This window comes from Ensifer oleiphilus, assembly GCF_013371465.1.
GTDB classification, from domain to species: Bacteria; Pseudomonadota; Alphaproteobacteria; order Rhizobiales; family Rhizobiaceae; genus Ensifer; species Ensifer oleiphilus.
In genome coordinates this window covers 831287-846104 of sequence record NZ_JABWDU010000002.1, presented here as the reverse complement: position 1 = coordinate 846104, position 14818 = coordinate 831287, and the positions used below count along the sequence as shown (strand labels likewise).

The window sequence follows — 14818 nt, the reverse complement described above, 5'->3', positions numbered from 1 at the left end:
GGTGCCGGCAGGCGGATGAGGGGCCTTTCGAGGCACAACGAAAATACGCGCGCCGGAACGCGGTTCTTCCGGTCCACCTTTCGGGAGTTCAGGCCCATGTTCGCATCGGACCTTTCCAATACCACCGTCGCGGGCGACCGCATCGATCAGCTGGTCGCTGCGCATCGGCCGGGCCATGGGCTCGTCCGCGCCTTCTACCACGACGAGGATATCTACGAGCGCGATCTCGACCGGGTGTTTCGTCGCCACTGGCACTGCGTCGCGCATGAAAGCGTGATCCCGAACCCCAATGACTTCGAAGTCTTCCGCATGGCCTCCGAGCAGGTGATCGTGACCCGCACTGCCACCGGCGCGATCCATGCGATGCTGAACGTCTGCCGTCACCGCGGCGCCGAGGTCTGCACCAAGGACAAGGGCAATGCCCGCGCCTTCGTCTGTCCCTATCACGCCTGGACCTATGGCAATGACGGCGCACTGAAGGCAGCGCGACTGATGCCGAAGGATTTCAAGCGCGAGGACCACGGGCTGAAGAAGCTGCATGTGCGTGTCGTGGAGGGGCTGATCTTCATCTCCTTTGCCGATGAGCCGCTTGATTTCACCGAGGTCGAGAATCTCCTGCATGCCACCTGCGGCCAATATGGCTGGGCGGAGGCCAAGGTCGCGCACCGGCAGTCCTACCCCGTCGATGCCAACTGGAAGCTCGCGGTCGAGAACTATGTCGAGTGCTACCATTGCGGCCCGGCGCACCCGGAGTATTCCGAGACGCACGCGCTCGAACAGCCGCTGCACATGATCGAGGAGCTGAATGCGAAGATGGAGGCGCGCACCTGCGCGCTCGGCATCGAGGTCGGCTCCGGCGACCACTGGCAGTCCTCGGCAGGCGGCAAGGAAACGGTGCATGCCTTCCGCTACGCGCTCTATGACGGCGTCAAGACCGGCAGCAAGGACGGCCAGCCGCTCAGCACCCTGATGGGCCGTTTCAGCGATTTCGACGGCGGCGTCACCTCCATCCATCTCGGTGGCACCACATTCCTCGTCTGCTACCCCGATCACGGCATGATCTACCGCTTCATCCCGAAGACGGCAGGCACCTGCGAGATGGAGCTGATCTGGCTCGTCGACGGCAAGGCCGAGGAGGGGCGGGACTACGATCTCGAAAAGCTCATCTGGCTTTGGACGGTGACGACGGACGAGGACAAGGCGATCATCGAGCACACCTCCCGCGGCGTGCGCTCGCACTATTTCGTACCCGGGCCGATCGCGCCGATGGAGCAGAACGAACTGCGCTACATTAACTGGTATCTCGACGAGATCAGCCGGCCGACCATTGTTTCGTCGGCAGCTCCGCAGGGTGCGAGCGTTGCCGCTGCCGCGCTGTGAGAGACCTGCGAACACTGCGGCTTGGCGAAGCCCATAGCTGACGGCGTGGACGCGCCGTCGCTGGATTTCTGTGACGAGCACAGGAATGCAAGTATCTATGGCTCAGCGGTGGCAATGGCGCCGGAACGAAGCGCGCCGTCGGGGAGCGCCGTTGCGCTATCAGTCCCGCCGGTCGAAATGGGTGCGCAGAGCCACATGGGTCTGCACCGTGGCGACGCCCGATATCAGCGAGATCTGGCGGCGGATGGTGTCGAGGTCGCCATTCGAGGCGCATTCGATCAAGAGCATCAGATCCGTCTCGCCAGCGAGCGACCAGCAACTGACGACAGGCGGCATGCCGGCCAGATGCGGCACGATGTGGTCGCAGTTCTTGCCCGGCTGGAAGGATATGGCGATCAACGCGCGCACCACCGGCGTCTTGTCCTCGATCCCCAAGCGGATGGTGTAGCCGGCGATCACGCCCTTCGTTTCGAGCCGGCGCAGGCGTTCATGGGCAGCACTGCGCGACAGGCCGGCATGGCGCGCAAGCGCTACCAGGCTCTGGCGTGAATCCTGGCGAAGCGCGGCGACCAGCAGTCGGTCCTTCTCATCCATTTCTGTCAATGTGTCGCCCTCGAAGTCGTTAAGCCGGAAGATCGTCCGGTTCAACGTCATGATGTCCAATGAAACCGGACGATAGAGCGGCTAGCTTCCTGAGGCAACCAAGGAGCGTTAGCCATGACCAAACAGCGACTTCCCGACAATGCCGTCCTGATCCCGATCGACATGCAGCAGGCGTTCGACGCCGCCCCCTGGCCGCCGCGCTGGAACGCCGATGTTGACGACAACGGCCGTGCTTTGCTCGCCGCCTGGCGCGCCGGCCGCCGGCCGATCATCCATGTGCGTCACGACAGCGTCGCGCCGGGCTCTACGCTTGCTCGCGGCGCGCCAGGCAATGCGCCGCGTCCGGGTTTTGCGCCTGAAGGCGACGAGCCGCTTGTCAGCAAGAGCGTCAATGCCGCCTTCATCGGCACGGATCTCGACCTGCGCCTGCGCCGGCTTGGCGTCGATACGATCGTGCTCTTCGGCATTTCGACGGATATGTGCGTCTCGACGTCGGTGCGGGTCGGCGCCAATCTCGGTTATCGGGTGATCCTGGTGGAGGATGCCTGCGATTGTTTCGACCAGCCGGATGGCGCGGGCGGCACGATTGCGGCTCCGGATATCCATCGGGCGCATGTCGCGACGTTGCGGGCGGAGTTCGCAGAGGTGACGACGACAGCCGAGATCGTCTCGGCGTTACGGCCGGCATCGGCGGCTTGAAGGGACCGCAACGCGCGCCGGGCGTTATTTGCTGGCGGCGCCGCGGACTTCCAGCACCTGGTAGGTCCATTTCGGCGTCGTCAGGCTCTCGCCTTCGCGGCTCGGGAAGGTGAGGAAGGTTTCAAACGGCCTCGCCTGTCCGGCGGGCACGCGGGACAGCACAAGCGCTGTGTCGTCGCCTATCTTCGCGCAGGTGTCTTGAGGGCAGTCTTCGAGCGTCACGGACAGCCGGAAATATTCAAGCGGTGTGGCGCCGTTGTTGGTGACCGTGCCGCGCAGGCGAAAACTTCGCTCCGGCTGGCTTTGCTCGAATGTCACATCGCCGAGACTGATGTTCTTTGCTGCCGGAACAGCGGGATCTGTCGCCACCGGCTCGGGTGTCGGAGCCTTGCGCTCGCCGCGATCGCTGATCCAGACGATGAAAGCGGAGAGCAGGGCGATTGCCACTGCGACCGACAGGATGGGCTCGGCCCACCGGCGAAAGCGGCTGAAACGCGCCGCCAGATACACGATCGCCACGCCAACCAACGCTATCAACCAAAGCATGAAGCTCCTCCTCACCAACCCTTATATAGGGTGAGGAGCGGGTGGCAACATCGCCTCGCGCGCTCGAAAGTCACGCCTTCGGCATTTGCTGGTTCGAGCGGCGGGTGTTTTCGCCAACCCTTTGCGCCAATTGCAAATGTGGTGGGTTTCGAGGACCTACTAGCGCTGCGTATCGGCGGTGAGGCTGACCGTGTAGGTGCCCTCGAAGGGCACGGCGGCGAAACGCTCGTTGATTTCGGCGAGGGTCTTTTCGGGGGCGAGATCGGCAAAGATGTCAGGCCGCAGCCAATGGGCGAAGGCTTCGGCAGCGACTATGTTGAGCGGGATGGCGTTGAAGAAGTTCCAGATGCCATGCACGCGGCCGTTCTCCACTGCCGCGATACCGGAGAGGACCGGCGCCTTGACCGCAGCCGCCAGTGTCTGCTGGGCGTCATCCCCCGCAACGCCGGGACCGATGGAAAAGCCGCTATACACACCACCGGGAGAGGACGTGGCGATATAGACGTCGGGGTTTGCCGCAATGACGGGTTCGGCACTGACCGTGCCGCCGGCGCGTGGCAGCGCGCCTTCGGCGATGTTGCGGCCACCGGCGACCGTCAGGAATTCGCCGAGCCCGCCGACGCCATAGGCCCAACAGCACTGGTCGGGCTTCGGGAAGGCATCCATCAGCACGGTTGGACGTGGCTCGGGCTTGGCGGCGACACGAGAGCGGATCAACGCCAGCTTGTCCTCGTAGAACCGCGCGAAAGCTTCCGCCTGTTCGTCGCGTTCCAGGATCCGCCCGAGAAGCCGCATCATGTCGGGCGTGTCTTTCAGGGGATCGCTGTTGAAATCCACGACGATGACGGGCACGCCGATGCTCGCGAGATAGTCGATGGCGCGCTGGCCCGGCTCGTTGTCGGCCTGCCAGTTGGCAAGGATCGCGAGGTCGGCCTTCAGCGTCAGCAGTGTTTCGTAGGACAGGCCCGGTAGCGTGCCGTCATCGATCAGCGGCACGTCGGCTATCGCGGGGAATTTCCGACGGAAGCTCTCGTAGATTTCGGGGTTGGCCCCCTTCATGTCGCCGGACCAGCCCGCAAGCAGGCTGATGGGATCCGGGTGAATGAGCGACAGGGCGACGAGATTGAAGCCGCTGCCGAGCAGGATCGCCTTTGGCGGCGCTGAGATCGTCACCTCGCGCCCGGCCGCATCCTTCACTGTCATCGGCCATTTGCCCTCGGCCCGGGCGGCGATGGCAAAAAGCGGAAGGGTGATGAGGAGGGTCAGTATGATCCGGATGGCGGACCGCAAACCAAGTTGAAGCAAGCTACTGATTCCGTTGGCTGGGAAGGGCGCAAAGGCTGCCGCAGCTGCGAACGCCCGGGAGCAGGTAACGCAGGCAGCAGATCTTGCGCCGGCACACGCGTGCTCCGTCCTCTTCCTCGTGGCGCAGGCAATCGAAGAAGGGGTTGGGCGAACCGTCGGGCAGCAACTTGCTGCCGATCAGCGCTTCGGCCTGGGCATGAAGCGGTTCGACGCCGGCGGCGCGCAGGGCATAGTCAATATAGACGAGCGCGTTGTTCCACGCGAGTTTCGGCGCGATGCCGCCGGTCGATTTGAGATAACCGACGACCTCGCGAAGGTGCTCGCCCATCAGCGGTGCCAGGGTGGCAAAGACGTCGTCATTGTCGCCCGCCTGCCAGTCGCCGGCATCGGCAACGCCAAAGGCGCGGGGCAGGCCATCGTCGGATAGCGCCACTTTCATGCGGTCGAAGGAGACCGGTAACACCTGATGGTCGAGCACGCGGGCAACGAGATAGGGAATGGTGAGCGCCGAGAAATAGTAGAGCGACCACATGGAGGCGACCGCGCGGCGATCGGTGCCCCCTGATTTTTCGGCATAGGTGTCGAGCGCCCGGTCGAAGGCGCCGGAGGCGAAGAACTCCGGCAGCGCCATGCCGTCGGAAAGATCGTCCGACAGCATCATCTTCTCGTTGCACCAGGCGTGCGTGCCGGAAAAGGCAGCAGACAAAATCTTGGCGCCGCCCGTGTCCATCATCGCTTCTGCGGCGGCCGTCATGAGCGGGCATCCAGAAGAGATGCGCTATCGCTCGCACGGTGCGGGCGAGACACAGCCGGAAGCCCGGCTGAAGCAGCGATCCTTCTTGCAAGCATGCGACACACCTTCTGAGCAAGGGTCAGAAACTTATAAGGTGATCGTGTTACTCATGTTTCTTCGTCGTGCAAGCTATTTTATGCGTTTTGTCCGCATGTTTCTGTTCGCGGGCGGGCGCAAGGTTAGCCGCAAGCGCGGTCTTGCGGCTACGGGAAGGGCGGTATCGCAGGCTGGACGGCCGGCTACAGCAGGCCGAGCTGTTTGTAGAAGCCGAGCGCATCGTAGTAGTCGTTCTGTGCGGCGATCTTGCCGTCCTTGACGGTGAACACCGAGGCACCGGTGAACTTGAAGGCCTTGCCGGTTGCGGCCGTGCCATCGGCCCAGGCGCCCGAATTGGTGCCGGAAAACTCCCATTCGAAGGAGACCTTGTCGCCGCTGGCGATGGGATCGCCCTTCATGGTCCAGGCGGCATCGGGCGCCGCATTGAGGAAATTGTCGATGACACCGGTCTTGGCGGCCTCCTTGCCGGTCACGGGCTTGCCGACGGAGGCGTCGTAGTAAGTGACGTCGTCGGCGAAGTAGGATGCGGCCTTGCCCGCATCATGGGCGTTCCAGGCGGCGACATAGGCCTTGACGACATCAGGCGCCGCATCGGCGGCGAAACCTGAGGGCACCTGGAGAACGGCGCTCAGACCCAGAGCGCCTGCGGCAACGAGCAGTTGGCGGCGGTACAACATGGTATTTCCTCCCATTTGCCGTGGCCCGAGAGGCGCGGCGCTGCCCGAAAAGGCCGCGCTACGCCTGAAGGCTTAGCCGTGGTTGATCATGATGTGGCGGACCGCAGTGTAGTCCTCCAGCGCATAGACGGACATGTCCTTGCCGTAGCCAGACTGCTTGACGCCGCCATGCGGCATCTCGTTGGTCAGCATGAAGTGGGTGTTGATCCAGGTGCAGCCGTATTGCAGGCGTGACGCAGCGTTCATCGCCTTGGAGATGTCCTTGGTCCAGACCGACGAGGCGAGGCCGTAGTCGCTGTCGTTGGCCCAGGCGACGGCATCGTCCTTGCCGGTGAAGCGGGTGACGGAGACGACCGGGCCGAACACTTCGCGCCGAACGATCTCGTCTTCCTGCGTCGCGCCGGCGATCACCGTCGGCTGGAAGAAGAATCCGTCGGCGCTGCCGGCGCTGCCGCCGGTGGTGATCTCGATGTGCTTCTGGTCGGCCGCGCGCTCGACGAAGCTCGCGACGCGGTCGCGCTGGCGGCGGGAAATCAGCGGGCCGATCTCGTTTTCTGTGTCGTCGGCAAGATTGTAGCGGATGGTCGAAACAGCCGAGCTCAGGTCGGCGACGAGCTTTTCGTAGATGCCGGCCTCGGCATAGATGCGGCAAGCGGCGGTGCAGTCCTGGCCGGCATTGTAGTAGCCGAAGGTGCGGATGCCGTTGACGACCGCTTCGAGGTCGGCATCGTCATAGACGATGACCGGCGCCTTGCCGCCGAGCTCCAGATGCGTGCGCTTCACCGTCTTGGCGGCGGCCGTCAGCACCTTCTTGCCGGTGGCGACGTCGCCGGTGATCGAGACCATCGCGATCTTGGGGTGGTTGATCAGCGCGTTGCCGACGGTCTCGCCGCGGCCGGTGACGACGTTGACGACGCCTTCCGGCAGGATGTCGGCGAGCAGGCGGGCGAGCTTCAGCGCCGTCAGCGGCGTCTGCTCGGACGGCTTGAAGACGACCGTGTTGCCGCCGGCAATCGCCGGCGCCAGCTTCCATGCCATCATCATCAGCGGATAGTTCCAGGGCGCGATCGAGCCGACGATGCCGACCGGATCGCGGCGGACCATGGACGTGTGTCCCGGCAGATATTCGCCTGCCGTCGGCGCATGCAGGTTGCGGATGGCGCCGGCAAAAAAGCGCCAGCAGTCGACGATCGCCGGCAATTCGTCGTTCTTCACGGCATTGATCGGCTTGCCGCAGTTGAGCGCTTCAAGCGCGGCAAAATCGTCGGCATTCTTCTCGATCGCGTCGGCGATCTTCAGCAGGTAGCCGGAGCGCTCACCGGGCGTCGTCATCGACCAGGAGACGAAGGCGCGCTCCGCCGCGTCGACAGCCAACTCGACCTGCATGTGCGAGGCTTCGGCCAGGTCGATGATCTTTGCGCCGGTGCGCGGGTTGAGGATAAGCTCTTCGGCTTCGGTTCCGGCCTCGAAGCGCGATCCGATCAAAAGCTGGGTGTCCATGTCTGTTCTCCCTTGAAAGTCTTGTTCATTTGCCGCCGCCGGCGATCTGGTCGCCGTCGCGGGTCAGGTAGTAGGCGCCGAGGATCGGCAGGAAGGTGACCAGCACGACGATCATGGCGACCACGTTGGTCACCGGTCGCTGGCGCGGACGGATGAGCTCTTCGAGCATCCAGATCGGCAGCGTCGACTGCTGGCCGGCGGTAAAGGTGGTGACGATCACCTCGTCGAAGGACAGCGCGAAGGCGAGCATGCCGCCGGCCAGAAGCGCCGTGCCGATGTTCGGCAGGATGATGTAGCGAAAGGTCTGGAAACCATCGGCGCCGAGATCCATCGAGGCCTCGATCAGCGAGCCGGAGATGCGGCGGAAGCGCGCGACCGCATTGTTGTAAACGACGACGATGCAGAAGGTCGCGTGGCCGAGCACGATCGTCCAGAACGAAAACGGGAATTCGGCAATCGAAAAGGCCGAGCGCAGCGCGATGCCGGTGATGATGCCGGGCAGCGCGATCGGCAGGATGACGAGGAGCGAGATCGTCTCGCGGCCGAAGAACCGTGTCTGGCTGACGGCGGCGGCACAGAGCGTGCCGAGCACCAGGGCGACGGCGGTCGCGATCGAGGCGACCTTGACCGACAGCGTCAGCGCCGCCCAGACATCCGGCCTGTTCCAGGCAACGGCGAACCATTGCGTCGTCAGCCCCGGCGGCGGGAACTGGTAGCTCTTTTCCTCCGTGGTGAAGGCATAGAGGAAGATCAGCAGGATCGGCACATGCATGAAGGCAAGGCCGGCGGCAGCGGCGATCTTCAAGCCGAGGGGCGAGCGGTTGAGTCGGTCAGAGCGCATCGAAGGCTCCCATGCGTTTGGCCATATAGAGATAGGCGCCCATGATGACGATCGGCACGACGGTAAAGGCGGCGGCCAGCGGGATGTTGCCGGCCGTGCCCTGCTGGGCATAGACCGCCTGGCCGATGAACAGCCGGGAAGAGCCGATGATCTGCGGAATGATGTAATCGCCAAGCGTCAGCGAAAACGTGAAGATCGAGCCGGCAACGATGCCCGGAAGCGCCAGGGGAAACAGCACGTAGCGGAAGGTCTGGGCCGGTGTGCCGCCGAGATCGGAGGACGCCTCGATCAGGTTTCCCGGCACGCGCTCGAGTGCCGCCTGGATCGGCAGGATCATGAAGGGCAGCCAGACATAGACGAAGACGATGAAGGTGCCGGTGTAGCTGACCGAGAGCGAGTTGCCGCCGACGACGGGAAGCGAGAGCCAGGCATCGAGCAACCACTGCAGATGCACCTTGGCCAGGAACCAGGTGACGATGCCTTCCTTTGCGAGGATCAGCTTCCAGGCATAGATCTTGACGAGATAGCTCGACCAGAGCGGCAGCATGATGCCGAGGTAGAACAGCACCTTCCATTTTCCCTGCGCGTAACGCGCCGCGTAATAGGCGATCGGGAAGGCGATAAGTGCCGAGGCGACCGTCACGACGGCCGCCATCGATACCGTGCGCAGGATGATGTCGAGATTGGTTTCGCTCAGCAGCTGGCGGTAGGTGGCGAAGGTGAACTCGTAATTGATCAGGCCGGAGAAGTCGTCGATCGAGAAGAAGCTCTGCAGCAGCAGCGCAAAGAGCGAGCCGATATAGACGACGCCGAGCCACAGGAGCGGCGGCGCCAACATGACCGTGAGCAACACATGCGGGTGCTTCCAGAAGAAGTCCGACAGCCGCCCGGCCGCACCACGACGTTCCGGCAGAACGAAATTTTCAGCGACGGTTGTCATGCGTCCTCCATCGGGTGCAACTCGTGCGCCGCAAAGCTGATGGTGACGGGGCTGCCGACCGTGGGCACGACAAGCGAGGCGGGGCTTGCGACCGCAATGCGCGCGCCGTCGACATCGACGACGACGCGGTTGACGGCGCCAAGGAAACTATGGGCCGAGACTGTGCCATTTAGGCTGAGCGCGCCTTCGCCCGGTGCCGACAGCGCGATCGCCTCGGGGCGAAGGCTGGCGTAGGTGGATCTGACTCCGAGCTTCTGGCACAGCTTTGCCGGCAGCACGTTTGACGAGCCGACGAAATCGGCGACGAAGCGGGTCTTCGGCTGCTTGTAGACTTCCTCCGGGCTGCCGAGCTGCTGGATGCGGCCATCGTTGAAGACGGCGATGCGGTCGGCCATCGACAGCGCTTCGCCCTGGTCGTGGGTGACGAAGACGAAGGTGATGCCGAGCGATTTCTGCAGGCTCTTCAGTTCCTCCTGCATCTGCTCGCGCAGCTTGAGGTCGAGCGCGCCGAGCGGCTCGTCGAGCAGTAGCACCTTCGGCTTGTTGACGAGCGCGCGGGCGAGCGCCACCCGCTGGCGCTGCCCGCCGGAGAGCTGGCCGGGGCGGCGGCTGCCATAGCTCGGCAGCTTGACCATGGCGAGCGCATCCTCGGCCGCCTTGCGACGCTCCTCACGGCCGACGCCCTTGACCATCAGGCCATAGGCGACGTTGTCGAGGATCGAGAGATGCGGGAAGAGGGCATAGTCCTGAAACACGGTGTTGACGCTGCGACGATAGGGCGGCACGCCCTCTGCCGTCTCGCCGAAGATTTCGATATGGCCGCCGGTCGGCTGCTCGAAGCCGGCCATCAGGCGCAGGCAGGTGGTCTTGCCCGAGCCTGAGGGGCCGAGCATAGCGAAGAATTCGCCCTCGGCAATTTCGAGGTTCACACCATCGACTGCGCGAACGGCGCCGAAGTGGCGGGAAACATTGTCGAAAAGAACGGCGGTCATAAGAATACTCCGGAAAGTTTGGCCCCTCATCCCCGCGGTGAGGGGAAGTGCCCCTCATCCCCACGGTGAGGGGAAGTGCCCCTCATCCCCACGGTGAGGGGAAGTGCCCCTCATCCGCCCTGCCGGGCACCTTCTCCCCGCAGGCGGGGCGAAGGAGACACGTGGCGGGCGCCTTGCCTCAAGGTCACGCCCTGCGGGTTTGCCGGGGGCGTTCCCTCTCCCCGCGAGCGGGGAGAGGGTCAGGGTGAGGGGCTAATGCTTGCGATATGGTCGCGGCGGCTCAGCGGCCGCCAATGACGCCGATATAGTCGGAGACCCAGCGGTGGTAGGGCACGCATTCGCCCTGGCTTGCGCACTTCGTTACCGGCGTCTTCCAGAACTTGACCTTGTCGAAGTCCTCGTAGCCGTTGGTCTTGCAGCCAGCGTCGGTCAGAAGCTCGTTGCCCTTGCAGGCGGCACCGACCGAGGGGTTGGCGCCGAACCAGGCGGAGACATCGCCCTGGACCTTCGGCGACAGCGAGTGCTCCATCCACATATAGGCGCAGTTCGGATGGGCGCTTTCGGCGTGCAGCATGGTGGTGTCGGCCCATCCGGTCACACCTTCTTCCGGAATGGTCGAGGCGATCGGCAGCTTTTCGGCTTCCATCAGGTTGACCTGGAACGGCCAGGAGCCAGAAGCGACGACGCCTTCGTTCTTGAAGTCGTCGATCTGGATCATGGCGTCGTGCCAGTAGCGACCGACGAGCGTGCGCTGGGTGCGCAGCAGATCGAGCGCCGCCTTGTATTGGTCTTCGTTGAGTTCGTAGGGGTCCTTGATGCCAAGGTCGGGCTTGTGCTTCATCAGGTAGTTGGCAGCATCCGCCACGTGGATCGGGCCGTCATAGGCCTGGACGCGACCCTTGTTGGACTTGCCGTCGGGCAGGGTCATTTCCTCGAAGACCACGTTCCAGCTCTTCGGCGCTTCGCCCTTGAAGGCGTCCTTGTTGTACATCAGCACGTTCGGGCCCCAGACATAGGGCGTGCCGTAGTGAACGCCGTTGACCGTGTACCAGGGCGCATTCTGCATGCGCTCGTCGATGGTCTTCCAGCTGGGGATGAGATCGGTATTGATCGGCTGAACGCGCTTGCCGGCCACGAGCCGCATCGAGGCGTCGCCCGAGGCGGTGACGAGGTCGAAGCCGCCTTCGTTCATCAGCGCCACCATTTCGTCGGAGGTGGCGGCCGTCTTGACCGAGACCTTGCAGCCGGTCTGCTTCTCGAAATCGGTGACCCAGTCGTAGTTCTTGTCGGTCTCGCCGCGCTCGATGTAGCCGGCCCAGGCGACGATCGACAGTTCGCCTTCGCCCTTGCCCAGTTCCTTCAGTGGCTCCTGCGCCAAGGCCGGTGCCACGAGGCCGAGCGACAGCGTCAGCGCGGTGCAGGATTTCAGGATCTGCTTCATCTGAATTCTCCCAGTTTTGAGCCGCATTTTACGGCTTCGTTCCCAGGTTGAAGCGTGCCTTGATTTCTCCGCATTCGCAAATTCATTAATCAGAATGTCGCTATCGGTTTTTCCGATATCAATGGGCGAGCGGGCGCGAACGCCTTCATCGGCGGTGCCATAGCCCGATGATTTTCTTCGATTTTTGGAGCCGTATCGGATTTCTAGCGTGGACGGGCGCTGCGCAGCGCTTCGGCGATACCGACGAAATCGCGTGCCGATTGCGGCAGGCTGGAGCCCTTGCGCCAGACCATGCCGACCTGCACGACGGGGAGCGCGCCGGAGACGTCGCGGCTTTCGATGCGGTCGCCTTCAAGCGACCAGGGGCGATAGACGAGATCGGGCAGAAGGGCGATGCCTGCACCTGTCGCCACCAGGCTGCGCACCGCTTCGACCGAGCGGGTGCGGAAGGCGACATGAGGCCGGGCGCCGAGTGCCGACAGCAGCTTGCCGGTGTTCTCCTCGATTTCGTCGACCGTCAGCATGATCAGCGGCTCCTTGGCGATATCACTGATCGAGATGATGTCGGCGCTGACGAGAGGATGGCCGATCGGCAGCCAGAGGCGATAGGGCGAGGTTTCGAGAATCTCCGCCTGCAGCGCCATGCGGTCGCGCAGGTTGGAGATGACCATGACGGCGACGTCGAGTTCGCCGCCGATCAAGAGATGTTCGAGGTAGGAGCCGTTGTCCTCGATGGCGCTGACATCGACGCCGGGGCAGGCGCGGCGATAGCGGGCGAGCAGGTCCGACAGCACGTAGCCGGCCACCAGCGAAGTGACGCCGAGATTGAGCTTGCCGCCGGTCTCCTCGCGGTTGTCGGAAAAGCTTCGTCTTGCGTCCGAAACGTCGGAGAGGATTTTTGTCGCATGCCGCAGAAACTGGTGGCCGTTATGGGTGATCGAAAGGCCGCGTGGATGCCGGTCGAACAACTCGACGCCGAGATCGCCCTCAAGCTCCTTGATCGCCTCGGTGATCGAGGATTGCGAGATCGAGAGGCTCTGCGCCGCACGCGTGATCGAGCCCTGCTCGGCGACGGCGACGAAATACTGCAACTGTCTGAAGGTGAATGCCATGGCGTGAGTTAATCGTTGTGAAGGCGCGCATGCAAGCGCGGTCGAGAGATCGTCCCCGACAAGGCAACTGCGGCGGGATTTTCGTACCGATGTCGGTTTTCGGACAGAAGCCGAGCCGACCAATGCTAGTCTTCCGCCAGACAGTTCAGGGAGGCGGATTTTGGATCAGGCCGTATTGAAACCGATGCCGATAGAGGAAGGCATCCTCGCCTTTCACTGGCGATGCGAGGCCTTCTATCCCGCCGATGCGGTGGATGCGTCGATCGAACAGCAGCGCAAATGGTACGATGCGCTCTGCGCCGAGTTCGATGCGCCGTCGCCTGAAGGGCTGATGCGCGAGGACGCACTTGTCGAGGGCCGCATCCCGATCCGGCGCTATCGGCCGGCGACCATCTCCACCGAAACTCGAATCTATTACATTCATGGCGGCGGTTTCGTCGTCGGTTCGCTCGACAGCCATGATGCCATCTGCGCCGAGCTTGCCGATTTCGCGAAGGCCGAACTCGTCAGCGTCGATTACCGCCTCGCACCGGAACATGTATGGCCGGCTGCCTTCGAGGATTGTTACGCGGTGCTTCAGGCTCTGCTCGCGGATGGCCGTCCCGTTGTCGTTGCCGGCGACAGCGCCGGCGGAAATCTGACTGCGGGCATCGTGCTCAAGGCGCGGGCCAACGGACTGCCCGGTATCGTCGGGCAGGCATTGATCTATCCCGGTCTTGGCGGCGATCTCGTTTCCGGCTCCTATATCGAGATGTCCGAAGCGCCGGGGCTGACGACCGCCGATACGAAGTACTACCGGGACATACTGCAGGCGCCGGCCGATAATTCGTTTGCGGCGCCGCTCGCGGAGAAGGATCTTTCGGGTCTGCCGCCGACCTACATCACTGGCGCCTTCTTCGATCCGTTACGGGATGACGCCCGCATCTACGCGGCCCGGCTCGCGATGGCGGGTGTCAACGTCACCTTTCGCGAAGAGCCGCAGATGATCCATGCCTGGCTCAGGGCCCGGCACATGAGCGAGGGGGCGCGCGAAGGTTTTCGCCGTCTGGCGGACGGCATTGCCGTTCTTGTCGGAACCGGCTGAACCTTTCGGTCCTGATCGCAACGCAAATCCGGCTTCAGTGCAGCCTGGCCCTTTTGGGTCGCGCTAGCTCTTCGCCTTGAACACCAGCACCGGATTGGCGCGGAAGCTCTGCGGGAACAGTTTGCGCAGGCTCTCGATCTTCGGCATGTCGTTGTGGACGATGTAAGGGTAGGTCGGGTTGCGCGTCAGGAAATCCTGGTGGTAGGCCTCGGCTACATAGAAGCCTTTCAGCGGCGCGATCTCGGTGACAATCTCGGCCGGGAAGACGCCGGATTTGCCGAGTTCGGCGATATAGGCCTCGGCGATCTTCTTCTGCTCCGGCGTCGTGACGAACAGGGCCGAGCGATACTGCGTGCCGCGATCGGGCCCCTGGTAGTTCAGTTGCGTCGGGTTGTGTCCGACGGAAAAGAAGATCTGCAGCAGCTTGCCGTAGCTGACCTTGCTCGGGTCGTAGGTCACTTCCACCGATTCCGCGTGGCCGGTATCGCCATTGCTGACGGCTTCGTAGGACGCTGTGTCGCGGCGGCCGCCGGCATAGCCGGAGACGGCATTGCTCACGCCCTTCACATGCTGGAACACACCCTGGACACCCCAGAAGCAGCCGCCGGCAAACACCGCCGTCTCCGGACGGCTGGCCGCCTTCTCGTCCAACGACGGCGGTGGAATGGAGACAGCCGGTTCGGCGGCCCTTGCCATCGAGGCGCCGGAAAGCGTGGCGCCGAGTGCGAATGTGCGGGCAATCCACTGTAAGCGTCGGCCGGTCTTCGCAGTGCGTGGCTGACTAGAGGGTTTTGTAGACATCGGTGGGTTCCTCTGCCGCGGTCGGGCGGCGGCCGTGTTGCGCCCAT

The 14818-nt window shown here is 63.6% G+C and carries 15 protein-coding genes; 3 read left to right on the top strand and 12 right to left on the bottom strand.

What is annotated here, in order from left to right; genetic code table 11:
* Nucleotides 1–96 precede the first annotated feature (96 nt).
* Entirely contained in the window at nt 97–1380 is a 1284-nt protein-coding gene (locus HT585_RS10775; RefSeq protein WP_176352889.1) for an aromatic ring-hydroxylating oxygenase subunit alpha, read from the top strand.
* 159 nt (nt 1381–1539) lie between these two features.
* Here the strand turns inward: HT585_RS10775 and HT585_RS10770 are convergent, their stop codons facing one another.
* A complete protein-coding gene (locus HT585_RS10770; protein ID WP_176352888.1) occupies nt 1540–2034 on the bottom strand; it encodes an Lrp/AsnC family transcriptional regulator in 495 nt (164 codons plus the stop codon).
* A gap of 63 nt (nt 2035–2097) precedes the next feature.
* On the opposite strand from HT585_RS10770, the gene HT585_RS10765 reads away from it, so the two are divergent.
* Nucleotides 2098–2682 carry a cysteine hydrolase family protein gene (locus tag HT585_RS10765; RefSeq protein ID WP_176352887.1) on the top strand — a complete coding sequence of 195 codons (585 nt, stop codon included), beginning with the start codon at nt 2098–2100 and terminating at the stop codon, nt 2680–2682.
* Between the two features lie 24 nt (nt 2683–2706).
* On the opposite strand, the gene HT585_RS10760 is transcribed toward HT585_RS10765, so the two are convergent.
* The 10 genes from HT585_RS10760 to HT585_RS10715 form a co-directional block, all read right to left on the bottom strand.
* Nucleotides 2707–3228: a hypothetical protein gene (locus HT585_RS10760; protein ID WP_176352886.1), complete on the bottom strand. Its 522-nt coding sequence runs from the start codon at nt 3226–3228 to the stop codon at nt 2707–2709.
* A 159-nt stretch (nt 3229–3387) separates the two neighbouring features.
* Complete coding sequence (locus tag HT585_RS10755) at nt 3388–4542, bottom strand: ABC transporter substrate-binding protein (RefSeq protein ID WP_425513736.1); 1155 nt, start codon at nt 4540–4542, stop codon at nt 3388–3390.
* On the bottom strand, nt 4535–5287 hold the full coding sequence (gene fhuF, locus HT585_RS10750) for a siderophore-iron reductase FhuF (protein ID WP_176352884.1): 753 nt from the start codon (nt 5285–5287) through the stop codon (nt 4535–4537). Before fhuF ends, HT585_RS10755 begins: the two co-directional genes overlap by 8 nt.
* 278 nt (nt 5288–5565) lie before the next feature.
* Nucleotides 5566–6060: an ester cyclase gene (locus HT585_RS10745; protein WP_246707619.1), complete on the bottom strand. Its 495-nt coding sequence runs from the start codon at nt 6058–6060 to the stop codon at nt 5566–5568.
* Between the two features lie 72 nt (nt 6061–6132).
* A complete protein-coding gene (locus tag HT585_RS10740) occupies nt 6133–7560 on the bottom strand; it encodes a gamma-aminobutyraldehyde dehydrogenase (RefSeq protein ID WP_176352883.1) in 1428 nt (475 codons plus the stop codon).
* A 25-nt stretch (nt 7561–7585) separates the two neighbouring features.
* Nucleotides 7586–8401, bottom strand: a complete 816-nt coding sequence (locus HT585_RS10735) for an ABC transporter permease (protein WP_176352882.1) — start codon at nt 8399–8401, stop codon at nt 7586–7588.
* Entirely contained in the window at nt 8391–9341 is a 951-nt protein-coding gene (locus tag HT585_RS10730) for an ABC transporter permease (RefSeq protein ID WP_176352881.1), read from the bottom strand. The genes HT585_RS10735 and HT585_RS10730 overlap by 11 nt, the downstream gene beginning before the upstream one ends.
* Nucleotides 9338–10333 (bottom strand): ABC transporter ATP-binding protein, encoded by a 996-nt coding sequence (locus HT585_RS10725; protein WP_176352880.1) that lies wholly within the window; start codon nt 10331–10333, stop codon nt 9338–9340. Before HT585_RS10725 ends, HT585_RS10730 begins: the two co-directional genes overlap by 4 nt.
* 280 nt (nt 10334–10613) lie before the next feature.
* Nucleotides 10614–11774, bottom strand: coding sequence for an ABC transporter substrate-binding protein (locus tag HT585_RS10720; protein ID WP_176352879.1), 1161 nt, complete (start codon nt 11772–11774; stop codon nt 10614–10616).
* A gap of 203 nt (nt 11775–11977) precedes the next feature.
* Nucleotides 11978–12886 (bottom strand): LysR family transcriptional regulator, encoded by a 909-nt coding sequence (locus HT585_RS10715; protein ID WP_176352878.1) that lies wholly within the window; start codon nt 12884–12886, stop codon nt 11978–11980.
* Between the two features lie 160 nt (nt 12887–13046).
* Between HT585_RS10715 and HT585_RS10710 the strand changes: the two genes are divergently transcribed.
* Complete coding sequence (locus HT585_RS10710; RefSeq protein WP_425513732.1) at nt 13047–13970, top strand: alpha/beta hydrolase; 924 nt, start codon at nt 13047–13049, stop codon at nt 13968–13970.
* 63 nt (nt 13971–14033) lie between these two features.
* Here HT585_RS10710 and msrA read toward each other — a convergent pair whose 3' ends face one another.
* Complete coding sequence (gene msrA, locus HT585_RS10705) at nt 14034–14771, bottom strand: peptide-methionine (S)-S-oxide reductase MsrA (RefSeq protein ID WP_176352877.1); 738 nt, start codon at nt 14769–14771, stop codon at nt 14034–14036.
* Between the last annotated feature and the right edge of the window lie 47 nt (nt 14772–14818).

Bases quoted from the DNA above. Each gene is read 5' to 3' on its own strand.
- HT585_RS10715 (WP_176352878.1), bottom strand. From the start codon at position 12,886: ATGGCATTCACCTTCAGACAGTTGCAGTATTTCGTCGCCGTCGCCGAG.
- fhuF (WP_176352884.1), bottom strand. From the start codon at position 5,287: ATGACGGCCGCCGCAGAAGCGATGATGGACACGGGCGGCGCCAAGATT.
- HT585_RS10745 (WP_246707619.1), bottom strand. From the start codon at position 6,060: ATGTTGTACCGCCGCCAACTGCTCGTTGCCGCAGGCGCTCTGGGTCTG.
- HT585_RS10760 (WP_176352886.1), bottom strand. From the start codon at position 3,228: ATGCTTTGGTTGATAGCGTTGGTTGGCGTGGCGATCGTGTATCTGGCG.
- HT585_RS10770 (WP_176352888.1), bottom strand. From the start codon at position 2,034: ATGACGTTGAACCGGACGATCTTCCGGCTTAACGACTTCGAGGGCGAC.
- HT585_RS10735 (WP_176352882.1), bottom strand. From the start codon at position 8,401: ATGCGCTCTGACCGACTCAACCGCTCGCCCCTCGGCTTGAAGATCGCC.
- HT585_RS10720 (WP_176352879.1), bottom strand. From the start codon at position 11,774: ATGAAGCAGATCCTGAAATCCTGCACCGCGCTGACGCTGTCGCTCGGC.
- HT585_RS10740 (WP_176352883.1), bottom strand. From the start codon at position 7,560: ATGGACACCCAGCTTTTGATCGGATCGCGCTTCGAGGCCGGAACCGAA.
- HT585_RS10765 (WP_176352887.1), top strand. From the start codon at position 2,098: ATGACCAAACAGCGACTTCCCGACAATGCCGTCCTGATCCCGATCGAC.
- HT585_RS10730 (WP_176352881.1), bottom strand. From the start codon at position 9,341: ATGACAACCGTCGCTGAAAATTTCGTTCTGCCGGAACGTCGTGGTGCG.
- HT585_RS10725 (WP_176352880.1), bottom strand. From the start codon at position 10,333: ATGACCGCCGTTCTTTTCGACAATGTTTCCCGCCACTTCGGCGCCGTT.
- HT585_RS10775 (WP_176352889.1), top strand. From the start codon at position 97: ATGTTCGCATCGGACCTTTCCAATACCACCGTCGCGGGCGACCGCATC.
- msrA (WP_176352877.1), bottom strand. From the start codon at position 14,771: ATGTCTACAAAACCCTCTAGTCAGCCACGCACTGCGAAGACCGGCCGA.